Genomic DNA, 16,266 nt, shown 5'->3' on the forward strand with positions numbered 1-16,266 from the left:
TCTGATGTGTCCGGGCATCCGCCGCCGTGTCCGAATGTGTTCCAGGCCGGAGGCGCCCGGCCGGCAAGGTCTTTTTTTGCTTTGTCTCACCCTATCCGGCACAAAACAGGACACTTTTGACACATATTGAAACACGTGGACAGGCCGACGTGGTGGAGCGGTTGATTTTTTCCCTCCTGACATGTCATAATGGACTGGAACAGCCGGACTGCGGTTCGGACACAGGACAAAGGGGGCGGGCGGCGTGGAATTTTTCAGGCTGGGCGCAGAGGAAAAGGCACGGTTTTATCAAAAGATCCTGCTGGAGGTGGGGCGTCTGGCCCCCATCATGCTCATCGACGCGGACGGGAACTTTATCTTCGCCTCCGATGCCTTTCTGACCGATATGGGCCTGGAGGCGGAGGACCTGAGGCACAAGAGCGCCTATGACCTGGTGGCGGAGAAATACTACGACCGCTCTCCCAGCCTGAAGGCGCTGGCGGAGGGGAAGGACTGCGGGGAGCTCTCGGAGTCCAAGGACGGCTTTCCCGTCTACACTGAGACCAAGCTGCTCCGCAATGAGCAGGGCGAGGTGGAGTATGCCCTGTGTCACTCCCTCAAGCCCGCCAGCATCGACCACGAGGTGGAGCTTCTCCGCCATCAGGTGGCCTACTACCGGGGAGAGGTGGCCGAGTTGAAGAACCGGCTTCGGTCCGGCCCCCAGACCATCTACCAGAGCGAGGCCATGCGGCGGAGCATCGTGACGGCGGACCGAGTGGCCAAGGCGGACACGGCGGTGATGCTCACGGGGGAATCCGGCGTGGGCAAGGACCTGATGGCCCGGCACATCCATGAGCGCAGCGCCCGTTCCGGAAAGCCCTTTGTGCCGGTGTGCATTCCCATGATGTCCCCTTCCCTGCTGGAGTCGGAGCTCTTCGGCTATGTGGAGGGGGCCTTCACCGGCTCCATGCGGAAGGGAACAACGGGCCTTTTCGAGGCCGCCACCGGCGGTACGGTCTTTTTGGACGAGGTGGGGGACATCCCCCTGGAGCTCCAGGTCAAGCTGCTGCGGGTGCTGGAGAATCAGGAGATCATCCGGGTGGGTGGCACCGAGCCCACCCATCTGGATATCCGCATCATCTCGGCCACCAACCGGGACATCCCGTCCATGGTGGAGCAAGGGCTTTTCCGGGAGGACCTGTATTACCGCCTGGGGGTCATCCAGCTTCGCATCCCGCCGCTGCGGGAGCGGACGGGAGACGTACCGCTGCTGGCGGACTTCTTCCTCCACAAACTCAACCAGAACTATCACTCTCACAAGTGTCTCGCGCCCGGTGCGCTCTCCCTGATGGAGCGTTACGACTGGCCCGGGAATGTGCGTCAGCTCCGCAATGTGGTGGAGCAGTCGGTGGTCCTCAGCGACGGGGATTCTATCCGGGAGCAGGATATCTCCCGCCTGATCCGGGGCGTGCCCGGCCGGCCCCCTGTCTCTCCCTCCGGGGCGGCGGCCGGGTCCTCCACCCATCCGGTCCCCGTTCCGGAGGCCGCCTCCGCGCCGGATGTGGTCAGTGAGGCCAGCCGGATCGAGCGGCAACAGATCGTGGACGCCTTGGTGCGGGCCCACGGGAACAAAAAGAAGGCGGCCGAACTGCTGGGGATCTCCCGCAGCAAGCTCTACCGCCGCCTGAACACTTTTTGACGCCTTCCTCTTATGGCACACGAAGGCCCGCGGCCTCCCCGATACGGGGAGGCCGCGGGCCTTTCACACGCGCTTCTCTCTTCTCTCTTGTTGAGCTCAGCCGTCTGCGGCGGCCAGCACATCCCGGATGATGGCGTTGAATTTCCGGGCGTCCCAGGCGCTGCGCCCGATGAACAGCCCGTCGATGTTCTCCATCCGGATCAGACCCACGGCGTTGTCCGGGTTGACGCTCCCCCCGTAGAGGAGGGGCACCGCCTGACCCGCCTGCTCGCCGTAGAGCTCCGTCAGGGTGCGCCGAATGGTGTCGTGGCGCTCTCCGGCGTACTCTCTGGTGGCGGGCACGCCGTGCTCTCCGATGGCCCAGACGGGCTCATAGGCCACCCAGAGCCGCTCTGCGCCCCCGGCGTCCAGGCCGTAGAGCCCCGCCTTGAGCTGGGTGCGGAGCACCTCGTCGGCCAGTCCACGCGCCTTTTCCTCCGCGGTCTCTCCAATGCACAGCAGGGCGGTGAGCCCGTATTCCGCCGCGCACAGGACCTTGCGGTTCACCATCTCGTCCGTCTCCCCCAGCACATGCCTGCGCTCGGAGTGACCCAGCTCGGCGATGTCGGCCCCCACCTCCAGCAGCATTTTGGGGGAGATCTCGCCGGTGTAGGGGCCCTCCCCGGCCCAGCCCATATTCTGTCCGCCCAGCCGTACCAGCTCCCTTGGCGCGCAGCGCCGGGCGGATTCCAGGGCGGTGAAGGCTGGGATGACGAAGAGCTCCAGCGCCTCCCGGCTCAGGTCGCCGGTCAGGCGGCAGAGTTCCTCCAGGTAGGACACCGTGTCGGCCACGCCCTTGTACATCTTGGTGTTGGTGCCCAGGTAGACCTTCTTCCCTTTCACCTGCGTCACCCGCTCACTTCATGTTCTCGCGCTCGATGTCGAGGATGGCCTGTACCTTGGGGGTGGAGGAGCCGTCCTGAAACTCCAGGGTGATCCACTCCCTGAGGATCTTCTTGGCCAGCTCCGGCCCAATGACCCGGGCGCCGAAGCAGAGGACATTGCCGTTGTTGGAGAGGATGGACCGCTCGGCGGAGAAACAGTCGTGGCCCACCGCGGCCCGGATGCCGGGGAACTTGTTGGCGGTGATGCACATGCCGATGCCGGTGCCGCACACCAGCACCCCCCGCTTGGCGTAGCCGCTGCGGATGATGTTCTCACACACTCGCTTGGCCACAAGGGGGTAGACGGTGGGGTCGGAGGCGTCCATGCACCCCTCGTCCTCCACCGTGACCCCCTGCTCCTTCAGGCAGGCGATCAGGGTGTTCTTTAAATCGACGGCCGCGTTGTCGCAGCCCACTACGATGGTCATGGCGGAATCTCTCCTTTGCTCCCGCGCCCCTCAGCCTTTCTTGTAGTAGGGGGAGCGGCAGGGCATATCGTAATAGTTCTTCAGTTCGTCGTCCAGCTTCAGGATGGTGACGGAGGCTCCCGCCATCTCCAGGGAGGTGACGTAGGTGCCCACGTCCATATCGTGGACCTGAATGCCCTTCTCCTGGAGGAGCCGAGCCAGCTTGCGGTTCATGACGTACAGCTCCAGCAGGGGGGTGGCGCCCAGGCCGTTGACCAGGGTGCACACGGTGTCCCCGGCCTGGATGCCGGAGTCCTCCAGGATCTTCTCCACCAGCTCCTCCACGATCTCGTCCGCGGTCTGGAGCTTCACCCGGCGGACGCCCGGCTCGCCGTGGATGCCCAAGCCGTACTCCATCTCGTCGTCGGCCAGGGTAAAGATGGGCTTATCCTCGCCGGGGATGGTGGCGCCGGAGAGGCCCACGCCGATGCTGTACACGTTGTCCCGGGCCTTGCAGGCCACCCGGTAGGCCTCCTCCAGGTCCAGCCCCGAGGCGGTGGCGGCGCCGGCGATCTTGATGACCAGCACGTTGCCGGCGATGCCCCGGCGGTCCAGGTAGTTCTCCTTGGACGCGGAGGCCACGTCGTCCCACACCCGCACGGTCTTTACCGGGATATCCATATCGCCCAGCATCTCACCTGCGATGTCGAAGTTCATGTTGTCGCCGGAATAGTTGCCGTAGACGAAGAGGATGCCCTTGCCCCGGTCCACGGCCTGGGCGGCCTGAAGGATGCTGCCGGGGTCGGGGGAGGTGAACACGCTGCCGGCCACGGAAGCGTCGGCCAGATTTTCTCCCACAAAATAGCCGAACATGGGCTCATGGCCGCTGCCGCCGCCCACGATCATGGCGGGTTTGTCCTTGAGGTTGCGGACCCGGATGGCGGAGGCACCCTCCACCTGTACATAATCTTTGTTGGCGGCCAGGAAGCCCTCCATGGCCTCGCTGACGCAGTCCTCGGGCAGATTCATGATTTTTTTCGGCATATCCCTCACCTCACAGCTTCTGTACGTATTCGGCCATAGAACGGAAGATGATCCAGGTGGAGGTGGCGCCGGCGTCCTGGTGGCCCAGCGCGCGCTCCATCAGGGATTTGGCCCTTCCATACTTGGCCTGATAATTCTTGGTGGCCTCCATGCCCTCCCGGGCCGCCTCGGCCGCCTGGGAGAGCATCTCGCCCAGGTCGCTGGTCCCGGCGCAGGACTTCATCCGCTCCACGGCGGGCTCCAGGGCGTCCACCATGGTCTTGTCGCCCACCTGCGCCTTGCCCCGCTCCTTGATCTGGGCCAGGCTCCCCTCCAAAAGCTCGATAAGGGCCGCGCCGTCGAGACTGCTGCGCTCGGGCTTTCCCTTGGCCCCGCCCATGAACATGGTGCCGAAGATCACGCCGGAGGCGCCGCCCATGCTCATGAGCATGGTCTTACCCATCTCCTGGAACAGGGCATAGACATTGGAGCCGCTCTCCATGCTCAGCAGCTTTTCCTTGGCCTTCTTCATGCCCCGCTCCATGCCGATGCCGTGATCGCCGTCGCCGATCTGGCTGTCCACCTCCGTCAGGAGGGCCTTGCTGTCGATGATCTGCTCCGTCACGTAGAGGAGCATATCCCTGACCTGGGCGTAATTGAGTTGCTCCATTGCAATTCCATTCCTTTCCTGTAATCGGTTTATTTGCTCTGTCCCAGTTCCTCCGCCACTTCATAGATGAGCGCGTTGAGATAAGAGCCGCCGTGGGCCAGACAGCAGCCGGGCGCGAAGATGAAGCGGTTGGAACCGTTCTCCTTTTCCGCCTCCAGGAAGCGCCGCTTGAGAACGGCCTTCACCGCCTCGCGGTCGTTTTCGGGAGTGATGAAGTCGTGGTCCTGGTCAAAGCCGGCGATGATGATCTTGTCGGTCTTGGCGCGCACGTCGGCGATGGTGGTGACCTCTTCCGCCGGCACGCCCACGGGACAGCACTCCCAGTTGAGGGCCTGGAGCAGGTCGTCGCTGTAAGAGAGGTAGCGGTCCATGCGCAGGTTCCGCGAGCCGTGGATGTGGGCCATGTTGAACCAGGTGTGCCCTTTGCAGTGCTCCAGGATGCGGGCCTCATAGGGCTGGCAGAACTCCTCATACTGGGCGTCGGTGAGGAGGTGGGACATGGAGTACTGATTGGCCAGGAAGATGCCGTCGATCCCCTCGGCAAAGAGGGCGTCGAGGTAGATGAAGTTGGTCTGGGTCATGGCCTCCAGGGCCTTGTGCAGGGCGTCGGGGTCCTCGGCCATCAGATGGAGCATGGGCACGGGGTCCAGGCATCCGGCGCACTCCTGGACGGCGGTGAGGGGATTGAAGATGGTGGCCACGATGGGCAGGCGGTCCTGGTAGTAGTCCTTCAGGTTCCGCAGGATCTTCAGTTCCCGCTGCCACACGGGGTTGTCGATGTCCAGCACGGGCAGGTTCCGGGCATCGGCGGCGGAGCGGATGGGGTAGCGTTTGACGGTGCCGCTCCACATGGTGTTGACCTTGGAGAACGCAATGTCACCGCCGTAAGCCTCGGTGTAGAAGTGGCCGTTGGTCATGATCTTGATGAAATCCCACTTGTTCAGGTCGGTGGAGGCGATGAGCTCCCGGGTGAAATCCGTCACATTGCGGTCCACCAGAGGCATGTGGTACCACCCGCCGATGGGGGTGCGGTCGATGGGGCTCCCATCCAGTAAGGCTTTGATGCGCTGTGTTCCTGTCATCATCCTGCTGACTCCCTTTCTCGTAATGCCGATTCGTTGAGTTTGAATTTTTCGATCCAGCGGTAGAGCGTGGCGCGGCTGACGCCCATCTCCTCCGCGATCTTTTCCTTGGTCATGCCCGCGCCCAGCAGCCTGCGCAGCTGGGACTCGATGCTGTCCTCCACGATGCCCCTGTTCTGGGGCCGGAGGCTCTCCTCCGGGAAGAAGGCGGCCAGCTCCTCCAGACCCAGTTCCTCCCCCTCCGCCCGGATGACGATGCGCTCGGCGGTCTCCCGGATCTCCTGGACACCGCCCTCCCAGCGCCGCCGCTCCAGAAAGCTCCATGCCTCCCCGCCCACCCGGATGGGCGGCTGTCCGTAGATGCCGCAGTAGCGCTCCAGGTACTTCTCAAAGTAGAAGCGGATGTCCTCAGGCACCCCGCTCACCTGCGGGATAGAGATCTTGTTCCGGGAGATCATGTTGTAGAGCTCCATGGAGAAGCGGTCCTTCTTCACCTGCGCGTACAGGTTCCGGCCGCTGGTGGCGATGACCCTCACATGGGCGGGCGCCTCGTCCTCCCAGCTCCCCCGCAGGGATTTCGCCAGCTTGTTTTGCAGGTACATGGGCAGGTGGTCGATGCCATAGAGGTACACCACGCTCTCCTGGCTGAGGAACAGGACGCCCGGGGAGCCCTCCTCCCGGTCCAGCAGCACCGTCTCCAAAATACGCTCGTCCTCGGAGCAGTCCACCTTGACGATCTGGTAATTGTCCTGGATAGAGCGCATGAACAGGAGCCTTGCCAGCGCGTCGGCCTGCCTGCGGTCCGGGCACTCCACCAGGATGGAGAGCTGGTTGCGCATGGCCCGCTGGGTGTTCAGCTTGGCCCGCTCCATGGCGGGGCTCCTGCCGAAGAACTGGTCCACCAGCTCGGGGGAATAGGTGGTCTGGGTCTGGTAGCGGAGGAACGGGAGGGCATCCACCTTGTCGAAGATGTAGAGGAAAAGGGGGCCCTCCTCTCCGACCGCCATGCTCTGGATGCCCCGGAGGTGGAGCACCTCCGGCCCCTTCTTGTAGAAAGAGTTGTCGATGAGGCTGCGCTTCTCCCCCTCCGGAGGGGCCTGGAGCTTCCAGCGGGTAAAGATCTCGTCGATGCGGCTGCCCACCACGGCCTGTCCGTCGGAGAAGAAATCCATAAAATATCGGTTGGCGAAAAAGACCACGCCGGAGGAATCGGTGATGGCCGCAGCCTCATTGACGCTGTCCAGCACCACCCGAAACTTGGTCCGGACAGCCTGGAGCAGGCGGCTGTTGGAGGCGCTGCGCACCATCTCGGAGATCAGAATCGAAATCTGCTGGAGGAAATCGATGACCGGCGTCTGCTTCTGCTGGAAGGACACCACCTGGTTGGGCTCCACCAGCAGGGCGATGGCGCCGATGCACTCCCCGCCGCACATGATGGGGGTGCCGAACACACCGCCCAGCTCGCAGGTGGTGTAGTCCGGGCAGTTCACACAGTCGGTGAAGTACTTTCGGTCATAGATCATCTGCAGCTTCTGGGTGGTAACGATGTTTCCCACCACAGAGTTAATCCTGATGTCGGCGGAGTTGTACCGGTAGTGGAAGGTGTTCACGATCCGGTTGAGGTACTTGTCCACCACGATGACGTCTGCGCCCAGGACCCCCTTCAGGGACTGGGCGAGGGTGCCGATCTCCTCCTTATAGGGCAGCAGCGCGAACTGCTCCCCGTTCTCCCGGGCCATATCGCGCATCAGGCTGCACTCCTCTCTTTCCGGCCCCGCCGGGCTTTTTCAGGCGTCCTCCGTCATGAGGAGGAACTCGTCGATCTGTCCGGCCACCATGGCCAGGCTCTCCGCCCAGAACGCCTTTTGGGTCACGTCGATGCCGGCCACCGCTGCAGCCTCCTCCACGGTGGACACCGTAGTGGAGCGCAGGAAGGCGCGGTACTTCTCGACGAAGGGCGCCCCCTCCTTCTGGTAGCGGGCATAGAGCCCGGTGGCCAGCAGGGCGCCGAAGGCGTAGGGGAAGTTGTAGAAGCTCAATGTGGTGTAATAGTAGTGGACCTTGTTGACCCACATATAGGGATGGAGGCACGCGGGGTCCAGCCCGGGGCCGTAGGCCGTTTTTTGGGTCTCGGCCATGATCCGGCACAGCCGCTCCGGGAAGAGGAAGCCTCCCTTGCGCTCCTCGAACACCTCCCTCTCGAAGAGGAAGCGGGAGTAGATGTCGCAGATGACCTGGGTGTAGTCCTGGAGCCGCTGCTCCAGCAGCGCCAGCTTCTCCTGTCCCCGGGCCCGAGCAATGGCCGCGTTCATGACCAGGGTCTCGTTGAAGTTAGAGGCCGTCTCGGCCACGGGCATGGTATAGGTCCGGTTCAGGGGCCGGTGGTCCTGGATGAGGTGCCCGTGGTAGGCATGTCCCAGCTCGTGGGCAATGGTCACCACTCCGTCCAGATTACCCTCAAAGTTGGTCAGCACCCGGCTCTGCTTCTGATTGGAGAGATTCCGGCAGAAGGCGCCGCCGCTCTTCCCCGGCCGGGGATAGAAGTCGATCCAGTGCTCCCGGAAGGCCCGGTCCACCATCTCGCCCAGATCGGGGGCGAAGGCGCCCAGCAGCTCCACCAGGTAGGCCCGCGCCCCCTCGGTGTCGAAGCGCTGCCCGCTCTCCCCCAGGCCGGCGCACAGCTCGTACCAGGGAAGGCCCTTTTCATAGCCGAGCACCCTGGCCTTCCTGCAGAGATAGGCGTGGAATTTGGGGAGGGCGTCCTCCACCGCGCCCCACAGCGCCTTGAGGGTTTCCGGCTGCATGCGGCACTGGGCCATGGTCATGGTCATCACGTCGCCGTAGCCCCGCAGCTCGGCCATCAGGTTCATGTGCTCCTTGACGCCGTTGAGGGCGAAGGCCATCCCCCCCTCGATGCTCTTGGAGCAGGCGAGCTCCGCCTCGAAGGCGGCCTTGCGCAGGGCCTTGTCCGGGCTGTGGATGAAGCCCCGGAGCTGGGTCAGCGTGTATTCTTTTCCGTTCATGGGCGCGTGTGCGAAGGAGGTAAGGTAGCCCCGCAGGTCGGTCCAGGCGCCGCCCGCGCAGCCCTGCATCCGGCCCAGGAGCTCCTCGGCGGAGGTATCCAGCATGTGCCGGCCCTTTTCCGCCTCCTCGCCGATGAAGAAGCGGTAGTCCGCCAGGATGGGGTGGGCGGCATAGTCCGCCTCGGTGAGGACGAGCCCTCCCATCCAGCGGCGCACCAGAGCGGCCTCCCCCGCCACGCTGCCGAACAGCTTTTTCAGCCGCCCCATGGCGCTCACCGCCTGGCTGTCCCCGGCATCGGCCTCCCGGCGCATGTCGGTGAACTTCTGCAGGTCGGCGCCTACCACCCACATCGCTTCCTCCCGGCCCAGCAGGTCGGCCAGCGCCGCCGCGTCCAGGCCGTCCAGGCTCCGGACCTGCTGCCGGTATGCCTCCATCATCTCGTCCAGGCGGGCAATGTCCGCCTCAAAGGCCGGGTCGTCAAATCCGTTGTACAGGGCGCTCAGATCCCAGCGCCCCTCGTTTGCTTCCATGCCGTTCTCGCCCTCCTTACAGCCCCTGGATCAGGTTCTTGAAGAAGTCCACCCCGTTGGGGATGGTGTCCAGGTCGATGTTCTCGTCGATGGCGTGGCACCGGACCTGCTGATCCGCGCTGATCCGATAGGCGGTAAAGCGCAGACAGTTGGGGCACAGACTCACGAAATGCTTGGTGTCTGTACCGCCGGAGAGCAGGAAGGGCAGCACCTCGGTACCGGGCCATGCGGCCTGGATGGCCCGCTCCACCCGGGCGAAGGCCTCTCCCCTGGGGTCGGTGACGGGGCTGGGCTCGTTGGAGCGGAGGACCTCCAGTTCCACCTGATGCCGGTCCGCCACCGTCTGCAGGGCCGCCACCGCCCCGGCCACCGTCTCGCCGGGGGCCACGCGGATGTTGCAGATCACATAGGCCTCCTGGGGAATGACGTTGGCGGCCTGGGAGCCGCCGGCCATGGTGAAGGCGATGGTGGTGCCCAGCATCTCCTTCTGCCGCTCCCCCAGGCTCTCCTGCCAGCCGGGGCGCTCCTCGGCGATGGCGGTCAGGTAGGCCCGCTCCCCCTCGTCGGCGGAGAGGGCCGCCATGCGGCGGTACATCTCGGCGCTGGCGCTGCTGAGGCGGACGGGGAACAAATCGGTGTTCTCCACCTCGCACATGAAGGCGCCCAGGCGGGGCAGCGGCGTCCCCTTGCCGGGGATGCTGGCGTGGCCGCCGGGCCCCCGGGCCACACACTTGACGTCGATATAGCCCTTTTCCGCCACCGACACCATGGCCGCGTGGCCGTCGAAGCCCGGCACCGGGCAGGGCTGGATGGACGAGCCCTCGTCCACCAACATCTCGGGGACGATCCCCTGCTCCCGCAGGAAGTCCACGATGAGGGTATTGCCGCCGGTCTCCTCCTCATGGCTGGCGGCGATGTACACGTCCCACTCGGGGGTGTACCCCGCCTCCATGAGCTCCTCCACCGCCCGGAAGATGTCGTGGAGGTTGCCCTTCACGTCCAGGGCCCCCCGGCCCCACAACTTCCCATCGGCGATGGTGCCGGAGAAGGGGGGATATTTCCATGCGCCGGGCGCCTCCACCACATCCTGGTGGCTCATGAGCACCAGGGCCCTCCGGGTCTTCCCGGGCCAGCAGAAGAGCAGGCTGCTCTCAAATTCCCACCGGCGGCAGCCCTCGAACACACGGGGGAAGAGCTCCGCCATCACGGCGTGGAGGCGGTCGAAGTTCTCCTTGTCCGCTCCGGGCCGCCGCACCGTGTCTACCTGGATCATGCGCGCGATTTGCCGGGCATAGCGCATGGCCCGGTCCTGGTTTTCCATTTGATTCACGCTCCCAAGCTTTCCATATGGCCGCGCGCCCTTGTGCGCGGCATTTCCCCGGACCTGTGTCGGCCCGGGACTTCCTTTCCTCCATCGGCGGGACCGTTCCTTTCGGCCTCCGCTTCAGGGTCCGTCTGTCTATTGGCAGTCTGCCCGGCGGGCGGGCCCTAGTCGATCATAATGTGCAGGATCTCCCTGTCGGTCTCCCGCATGCCGTCCTTGCCCAGGCGGCCCACCACGCCGATGGTCTCCTCCACGCCCTTTTTGAGGATGCCGTCGCCGCCCCGGAACTGCTGCTGGTTCTTGATCATCTGGTAGCCCAGCAGCGCCGCGTCCAGGCCAATGGCGATCTTGCCGGCGCAGGAGGCCTTGGCCCCGTCGCAGACCACGCCGGAGGAGATGGCCAGGCAGTTGACGATGGTGTGCTCGATCTCATATTCGCCGCCGCCGAGCAGGAAGGCGATGGCTGCCCCGGCCGCCGCGCCGGCGCTGATGGCGCCGCAGTAGGCGGAGAGGGAGCCGATCCCGGCCTTCTGGTGGACGGCCACCAGATTGGAGATGACCAGGGCACGGAGGAGGGTATCCTGGTCCTTGCCCAGCTCCCGGGCGTACTCCACCACGGGCACGGACACGGTGATGCCCTGATTGCCGGAGCCGGAATTGATGACCACCGGCAACTCACAGCCGCCCATCCGGGCGTCGGACCCGGCGGCGGCCTTGGCCTTGCAGCGGGTGGCCACGCCGTCTCCGAACTCCCGCAGGAGTACCTTGCCCACGTTGCCGCCGTAGCTGCTCTTGAGGCCCTCCTCGCAGATGGCCATGTTATAGTTCACCTGGCGCTCCAGCACGTCCCGCACGTCGTCCAGGTCCACGGTCCGGGCAAACTCCACGATGTCCCGGATGGTGAGCAGCCGCTTCTCGGGGGAGACCTCGCCGATGGAGCTGGAGGTGTCCACCGGCTTTTCCAGCAGCACGGCACCGTTTTTTTCGATGAGGACCACGTCGGTGTGGTGGTTGACGATCCGCACCCGGGCCCAGTCGTCCCCGGCGTGGAGGGTGACGATGAGGTCCAGCACCAGGCCGCTGTCCAGAAGGGAGACCTTGCACATCCCCCGGCCCACCATGTCCTGGATGCGGGCCTTCTGCTCCCCGCTCACCACGCTGATGACCTCCAGGGCCTTCCCGGCGTCCCCGGCCACGACCCCGGCGGCCACCGCCGCCTCAATGCCCTTGAGCCCGTTGGTGTTGGGCACCACCACGCTCTTGACGTTTTTGATGAGGTTCCCGCTGGCCTGGACCTCCATGCGCTCCGGCATGGTCCCCAGGGTGTCCCGGGCCAGGGCGGAGGCGTAGGCGATGGCGATGGGCTCGGTGCAGCCCATCGCGGGCACCAGCTCCTCGTGGAGGATCTTCACATAGGCGTTGTAGATTTCAGGCTTCACGACCGTTTTTCCCCCCGAATTTCTGCACCAGCCGGATGAGCATGGCGACGATCTTCTCCATATCCTGGATGGAGCAGTACTCATAAGGGCCGTGGGTGTTGAGGGCCCCGCAGCACAGGTTGGGGCAGGGCAGGCCCATGTAGGAGAGCCTGGCTCCGTCGGTGCCGCCCCGTACAGGGACGGCGAGAGGGGTGATGCCCTCCTCCTCCATGGCCTCCCGGGCCTTGTCGATGAGTTCCATGTGGGGCAGGATCTGCTCCTTCATATTAAAGTAGGAGTCCCGCACCGTGAGGCGTACCGTGTCCGGGCCGTATTGTGCGTTGAGCCGGTCCCGGACCTCCCCCAGAAACGCCTTCCGGGCCTCGAAGCAAGTCCGGTCGTGATCCCGGATGATGTAGCTCAGCCTGGCGTGGGCGATGTCGCCCTCCATCTTCTGGAGGTGATAGAAGCCCTCGTACCCCTCGGTGTGGGCGGGGGTCTCCCCTTCGGGCAGCATGGCCTGGAAGCGGGCCGCGATGAGGGCGGCGTTTTTCATCTTGTTCTTGGCGTAGCCGGGATGGATGACGTTTCCCGTCACCTCCACCTCGGCGGCGGCGGCGTTGAAGTTCTCGTACTCCAGTTCGCCCAGCTCACCGCCGTCCACGGTGTACGCCAGGGCTGCGCCAAAGGCGGCGATGTCGAAGGCGTTGGCCCCGTGCCCCACCTCCTCGTCCGGGGTGAAGCCGATGCACAGCTTGCCGTGGGGCACCTCCGGGTGGGTCTGGAGATACTCCACCAGGGTCATGATCTCGGCCACGCCGGCCTTGTTGTCCGCCCCCAGGAGGGTGGTGCCGTCGGTGACGATCAGGTCCTCCCCCAGGTGCTTGTTCAAACTCTCGTATACGTCGGGGCCCATAGTCATGCCCAGAGCCTCGTTGAGGACGATGGTCCCGCCGTCGTAGTCCTTCACGATCCGGGGCCTGACCCCCGCGCCGCTGGTCTCGGTGGCGGTGTCCATATGGGCGATCAGGCCCAGGGCCACCCCCTCCCCACCCTCCGGGAGGTTGGAAGGGAGGGTCCCCATGACGTAGCAGTGCCCGTCCACACGGGCGTCCTCCACACCCAGGGACCGGAGCTCCTCCGCCAGGAGCCGGGCCAGATCCCACTGGCACTCGGTGCTGGGGATCTGCTCCCGCCCCGCGGCGGACTGGGTGTTGACGGCCACGTACCGGAGAAAACGTTCCTCTACCCGCATTTTGATCCTCTCCTTATGATTCGTAGAGGAAGCAGGCCACCTGATGTCCGGGTTCCTGTTCCTTCAGCGAGGGGCACTCCTGCCGGCACCGGTCGGTGCAGTGGGGGCACCGGGAGGCCAGCGGACAACCCACCTGGTCCCCGATGGGACTGGGGATGTCGCCCTTGAGCTCAATGGTCTTCTTCTCCTCAAAGGGGCTCGAGGGCGGCACGGCGAAGAGGAGCGCCCGGGTGTAGGGGTGGAGCGGATTGTCGTAGATCCCCTCGGCGCCGCACAGCTCCACCACCTGACCCAGGTACATGATGGCGATCCGGTCGCTGATGTGTTTGATGACGCTCAGGTCGTGGGAGATGAATACATAGGTGAGCCCGAACTCCTCCTGGAGCCGCCCGAAGAGGTTGAGCACCTGGGCCTGAATGGACACGTCCAGGGCGGAGACCGGCTCGTCGCACACCAGCAGGTCGGGATTAAGGGAGAGGGCCCGGGTGATGTTGATGCGCTGGCGCTGGCCGCCGGAGAACTCGTGGGGGAAGCGGTGGACGTGCTGGGCGTCCAGGCCCACCACGCTCATGAGCTCCCGCACCCGCTCCTGCCGCTGGGCGCTGTCGGTGACGGTCTTGTGGATGATCATGGGCCCCTCCACGATCTTGCCGCAGGTCTTGCGGGGGTCCAGGGAGGTCAGGGGGTCCTGGAAGATCATGCTGACATCCTGGCCGCGGTACGCCATGAGCTCCTTCTCCGAGAAGGAGAGCACATCCCGGCCTTCGAATTTGATTTCGCCCTCCACGATGCGCCCCACCTTTTCCAACAGGCGGATGACGCACTTGGACATTACACTTTTTCCCGAGCCGGACTCGCCCACCACGCCCAGGGTCTCGCCCCGGTACACCTTCAGATTGACATGGGAGAGGGCGTGGAGGAGCTGGGCGCGCTCCCCTATCTTGCGGGAGCGCACCTTAAAGTTCTTGCACAGGTCACGGACTTCCAGCAGGACTTCCTGTTCAGCCACGGTCGGCTCCCTCCTCTCGTTCCAGCCGCTCCACGCCGTTCTGCCGGTGGCAGGCCACCAGATGGCCCGGCGCGAGCTCCTTGAGCTCCGGCACACACTCGGTGCAGATGGTCTGGGCATAGGGGCAGCGGTTGTAGAAGTTGCAGCACTTGCCGGTGAGGCGCAGATCCGGCGGGGTCCCCGCGATGGTCTTGAGCGCGGTCTTGCGCTCGGTGGACAGGGACGGCATGGAGTCCAGAAGTCCCCAGGTATAGGGGTGCATGGGGCTGCCGTACAGGTCCTTCACCGACGCCATCTCCACGATCTTGCCGGCGTACATGACCATCACCTTGTCGCACATATCCCACACCACGCCCAGGTTGTGGGTGATGAGCATGAGTGCCATGCCGTTCTCCTTCTGGAGGTTCTTCAGCAGCCGGAGCACCTGGGCCTGGACGGTCACGTCCAGGGCAGTGGTGGGCTCGTCGGCCACGATGACCTTGGCGTTGCAGCACAGGGCCATGGCGATGATGACGCGCTGGCACATGCCGCCGGAGAGCTCGAAGGGATAGGCCTCAAAGCGGGCCTCCGGATTGGGGATCCCCACCGAGCGCAGTGCCTCGATGGCCACCTTTCTGGCCTCCGCCTTGTCCAGGCCCCGGTGGATGCGCAGGTTCTCCATCATCTGGTCCCCAACCCGGAACACCGGGTCCAGGGAGGTCATGGGGTCCTGGAAGATCATGCTGACATCCTGGCCGCGGTACGCCATGAGCTCCTTCTCCGAGAAGGAGAGCACGTCTCGGCCTTCGAATTTGATTTCGCCCTCCACGATGCGCCCCACCTTTTCCAACAGGCGGATGACGCACTTGGACATTACACTTTTTCCCGAGCCGGACTCGCCCACCACGCCCAGGGTCTCGCCCTTGTGGAGCTGGAAGCTCACGCCGTCTACGGCCTTGGCCACGCCGCTGGCCAGGAAAAAGTAAGTCTTGAGGTTATTGACCTCTAAAATCAGCTCGTCCATTTGCCTCTCCTTACTTTTTCATTTTCGGGTCCATCACATCGCGAATGCCGTCGCCCACCAGATTGAAGCCGATGACCGCAATGAAGATGAGCAGGCCGGAAATGGTCGCGATGTGGGGCGCCGTCGTCAGGCACCCGCGCCCGCCCCGGAGGATGTTGCCCCAGGAGGGGGTGGGGATGAGGATGCCCAGGCCCAGAAAGCTCAGGCTGGCCTCGGAGATGATGGCGCTGCCCACGCACAGGGTGGCGTAGACCACCACCTCAGAGACCGTGTTGGGCAGGATGTGGGAGAACATGATCCGCAGGGAGGACGCCCCCAGGATGCGCTCGGCGTTGCAGAACTCCTCGTTTTTGGTCACCATGACCTTGCTTCGGACCACCCGGGCGAACCGGGGCACATTGCCGATGCCGATGGCCAGAATGACGTTGAATACGCCGGAGCCCAGAATGGTCACCAGCAGGATGGACAGCAGGATGAAGGGGAAGGCGAACATGCCGTCCATGATGCGCATGATGACCGCGTCCACCACGCCGCCGGTGTAGCCGGAGATGAGCCCCAGCAGGATGCCGATGACGCCGCCCAGCACAGTGGCGCCGATGGCCACCACGATGCTCATCCGGGCGCCGTAGAGGAGCCGGCTGAGGAGGTCGCGCCCCAGGTCGTCGGTGCCCAGGATATGACCCTCGGAGAAGGGCGGCAGGTAGGTCTGCAGGACGTTGATCTGATTGGGGTCGTGGGGGGAGAGCACCGGGGCCAGCACGCCCATGAGGATCATCAGACTGATGATGATCAGACCCACCACGGCCGACTTGTTGCGGCAGAATTTGTGCCAGGCATTGTTGGCCGTCCGCTCCTTGCGGATCATGGCGGCCTGGGCCTCCTTGGAAATGGAGCCGTTGAGGACTTTCTCTTCCATAACT

Annotated in this window: 14 protein-coding genes; 1 reads left to right on the plus strand and 13 read right to left on the minus strand. The window is 64.6% G+C overall.

Annotation, left to right across the window (positions count from 1 at the left end; genetic code table 11):
- The first annotated feature begins 244 nt into the window (after positions 1-244).
- Positions 245-1,678 (plus strand): sigma-54 interaction domain-containing protein, encoded by a 1,434-nt coding sequence (locus ABUA09_RS08390; RefSeq protein WP_349949299.1) that lies wholly within the window; start codon positions 245-247, stop codon positions 1,676-1,678.
- 96 nt (positions 1,679-1,774) lie between these two features.
- On the opposite strand, the gene ABUA09_RS08395 is transcribed toward ABUA09_RS08390, so the two are convergent.
- The 13 genes from ABUA09_RS08395 to ABUA09_RS08455 form a co-directional block, all read right to left on the minus strand.
- Entirely contained in the window at positions 1,775-2,569 is a 795-nt protein-coding gene (locus ABUA09_RS08395) for a triose-phosphate isomerase family protein (protein WP_347568498.1), read from the minus strand.
- A 4-nt stretch (positions 2,570-2,573) separates the two neighbouring features.
- Positions 2,574-3,029: an RpiB/LacA/LacB family sugar-phosphate isomerase gene (locus tag ABUA09_RS08400; RefSeq protein WP_033118834.1), complete on the minus strand. Its 456-nt coding sequence runs from the start codon at positions 3,027-3,029 to the stop codon at positions 2,574-2,576.
- A 30-nt stretch (positions 3,030-3,059) separates the two neighbouring features.
- The gene (locus tag ABUA09_RS08405) at positions 3,060-4,052 is read right to left on the minus strand and encodes a dihydroxyacetone kinase subunit DhaK (protein ID WP_033118835.1); all 993 of its coding nucleotides are present in this window, start codon (positions 4,050-4,052) and stop codon (positions 3,060-3,062) included.
- 10 nt (positions 4,053-4,062) lie between these two features.
- A complete protein-coding gene (gene dhaL, locus ABUA09_RS08410; protein WP_279204671.1) occupies positions 4,063-4,701 on the minus strand; it encodes a dihydroxyacetone kinase subunit DhaL in 639 nt (212 codons plus the stop codon).
- 29 nt (positions 4,702-4,730) lie between these two features.
- The gene (locus ABUA09_RS08415; protein ID WP_033118837.1) at positions 4,731-5,786 is read right to left on the minus strand and encodes a uroporphyrinogen decarboxylase family protein; all 1,056 of its coding nucleotides are present in this window, start codon (positions 5,784-5,786) and stop codon (positions 4,731-4,733) included.
- Positions 5,783-7,531 carry a sigma 54-interacting transcriptional regulator gene (locus tag ABUA09_RS08420; protein ID WP_195973704.1) on the minus strand — a complete coding sequence of 583 codons (1,749 nt, stop codon included), beginning with the start codon at positions 7,529-7,531 and terminating at the stop codon, positions 5,783-5,785. Before ABUA09_RS08420 ends, ABUA09_RS08415 begins: the two co-directional genes overlap by 4 nt.
- 39 nt (positions 7,532-7,570) lie before the next feature.
- Complete coding sequence (locus ABUA09_RS08425; RefSeq protein ID WP_279204668.1) at positions 7,571-9,337, minus strand: M3 family oligoendopeptidase; 1,767 nt, start codon at positions 9,335-9,337, stop codon at positions 7,571-7,573.
- 16 nt (positions 9,338-9,353) lie between these two features.
- Positions 9,354-10,658, minus strand: coding sequence for a M20/M25/M40 family metallo-hydrolase (locus ABUA09_RS08430; protein ID WP_349949300.1), 1,305 nt, complete (start codon positions 10,656-10,658; stop codon positions 9,354-9,356).
- A gap of 167 nt (positions 10,659-10,825) precedes the next feature.
- On the minus strand, positions 10,826-12,040 hold the full coding sequence (locus ABUA09_RS08435; protein ID WP_083631102.1) for an L-cysteine desulfidase family protein: 1,215 nt from the start codon (positions 12,038-12,040) through the stop codon (positions 10,826-10,828).
- 49 nt (positions 12,041-12,089) lie between these two features.
- On the minus strand, positions 12,090-13,334 hold the full coding sequence (pepT, locus tag ABUA09_RS08440) for a peptidase T (protein WP_195614390.1): 1,245 nt from the start codon (positions 13,332-13,334) through the stop codon (positions 12,090-12,092).
- Between the two features lie 13 nt (positions 13,335-13,347).
- Positions 13,348-14,343: an ABC transporter ATP-binding protein gene (locus tag ABUA09_RS08445; RefSeq protein WP_349949301.1), complete on the minus strand. Its 996-nt coding sequence runs from the start codon at positions 14,341-14,343 to the stop codon at positions 13,348-13,350.
- Positions 14,336-15,346 carry an ABC transporter ATP-binding protein gene (locus tag ABUA09_RS08450; protein WP_033118843.1) on the minus strand — a complete coding sequence of 337 codons (1,011 nt, stop codon included), beginning with the start codon at positions 15,344-15,346 and terminating at the stop codon, positions 14,336-14,338. The genes ABUA09_RS08445 and ABUA09_RS08450 overlap by 8 nt, the downstream gene beginning before the upstream one ends.
- A 10-nt stretch (positions 15,347-15,356) precedes the next feature.
- Positions 15,357-16,262 (minus strand): ABC transporter permease, encoded by a 906-nt coding sequence (locus tag ABUA09_RS08455; protein ID WP_279204660.1) that lies wholly within the window; start codon positions 16,260-16,262, stop codon positions 15,357-15,359.
- Positions 16,263-16,266 lie beyond the last annotated feature (4 nt).

Source organism: Intestinimonas sp. RTP31139st1_F5_RTP31139_211217 (assembly GCF_040226735.1).
In the GTDB taxonomy this organism is placed as follows: Bacteria; Bacillota; Clostridia; order Oscillospirales; family Oscillospiraceae; genus Intestinimonas; species Intestinimonas butyriciproducens.

What these genes read in the sequence shown, in the direction of transcription:
- ABUA09_RS08420 (WP_195973704.1), bottom strand. Translation starts at nt 7,531, where the DNA reads ATGCGCGATATGGCCCGGGAGAACGGGGAGCAGTTCGCGCTGCTGCCC.
- ABUA09_RS08400 (WP_033118834.1), bottom strand. Translation starts at nt 3,029, where the DNA reads ATGACCATCGTAGTGGGCTGCGACAACGCGGCCGTCGATTTAAAGAAC.
- ABUA09_RS08430 (WP_349949300.1), bottom strand. Translation starts at nt 10,658, where the DNA reads ATGGAAAACCAGGACCGGGCCATGCGCTATGCCCGGCAAATCGCGCGC.
- ABUA09_RS08455 (WP_279204660.1), bottom strand. Translation starts at nt 16,262, where the DNA reads ATGGAAGAGAAAGTCCTCAACGGCTCCATTTCCAAGGAGGCCCAGGCC.
- ABUA09_RS08415 (WP_033118837.1), bottom strand. Translation starts at nt 5,786, where the DNA reads ATGATGACAGGAACACAGCGCATCAAAGCCTTACTGGATGGGAGCCCC.
- pepT (WP_195614390.1), bottom strand. Translation starts at nt 13,334, where the DNA reads ATGCGGGTAGAGGAACGTTTTCTCCGGTACGTGGCCGTCAACACCCAG.
- ABUA09_RS08405 (WP_033118835.1), bottom strand. Translation starts at nt 4,052, where the DNA reads ATGCCGAAAAAAATCATGAATCTGCCCGAGGACTGCGTCAGCGAGGCC.
- dhaL (WP_279204671.1), bottom strand. Translation starts at nt 4,701, where the DNA reads ATGGAGCAACTCAATTACGCCCAGGTCAGGGATATGCTCCTCTACGTG.
- ABUA09_RS08450 (WP_033118843.1), bottom strand. Translation starts at nt 15,346, where the DNA reads ATGGACGAGCTGATTTTAGAGGTCAATAACCTCAAGACTTACTTTTTC.
- ABUA09_RS08425 (WP_279204668.1), bottom strand. Translation starts at nt 9,337, where the DNA reads ATGGAAGCAAACGAGGGGCGCTGGGATCTGAGCGCCCTGTACAACGGA.
- ABUA09_RS08435 (WP_083631102.1), bottom strand. Translation starts at nt 12,040, where the DNA reads ATGGGCTGCACCGAGCCCATCGCCATCGCCTACGCCTCCGCCCTGGCC.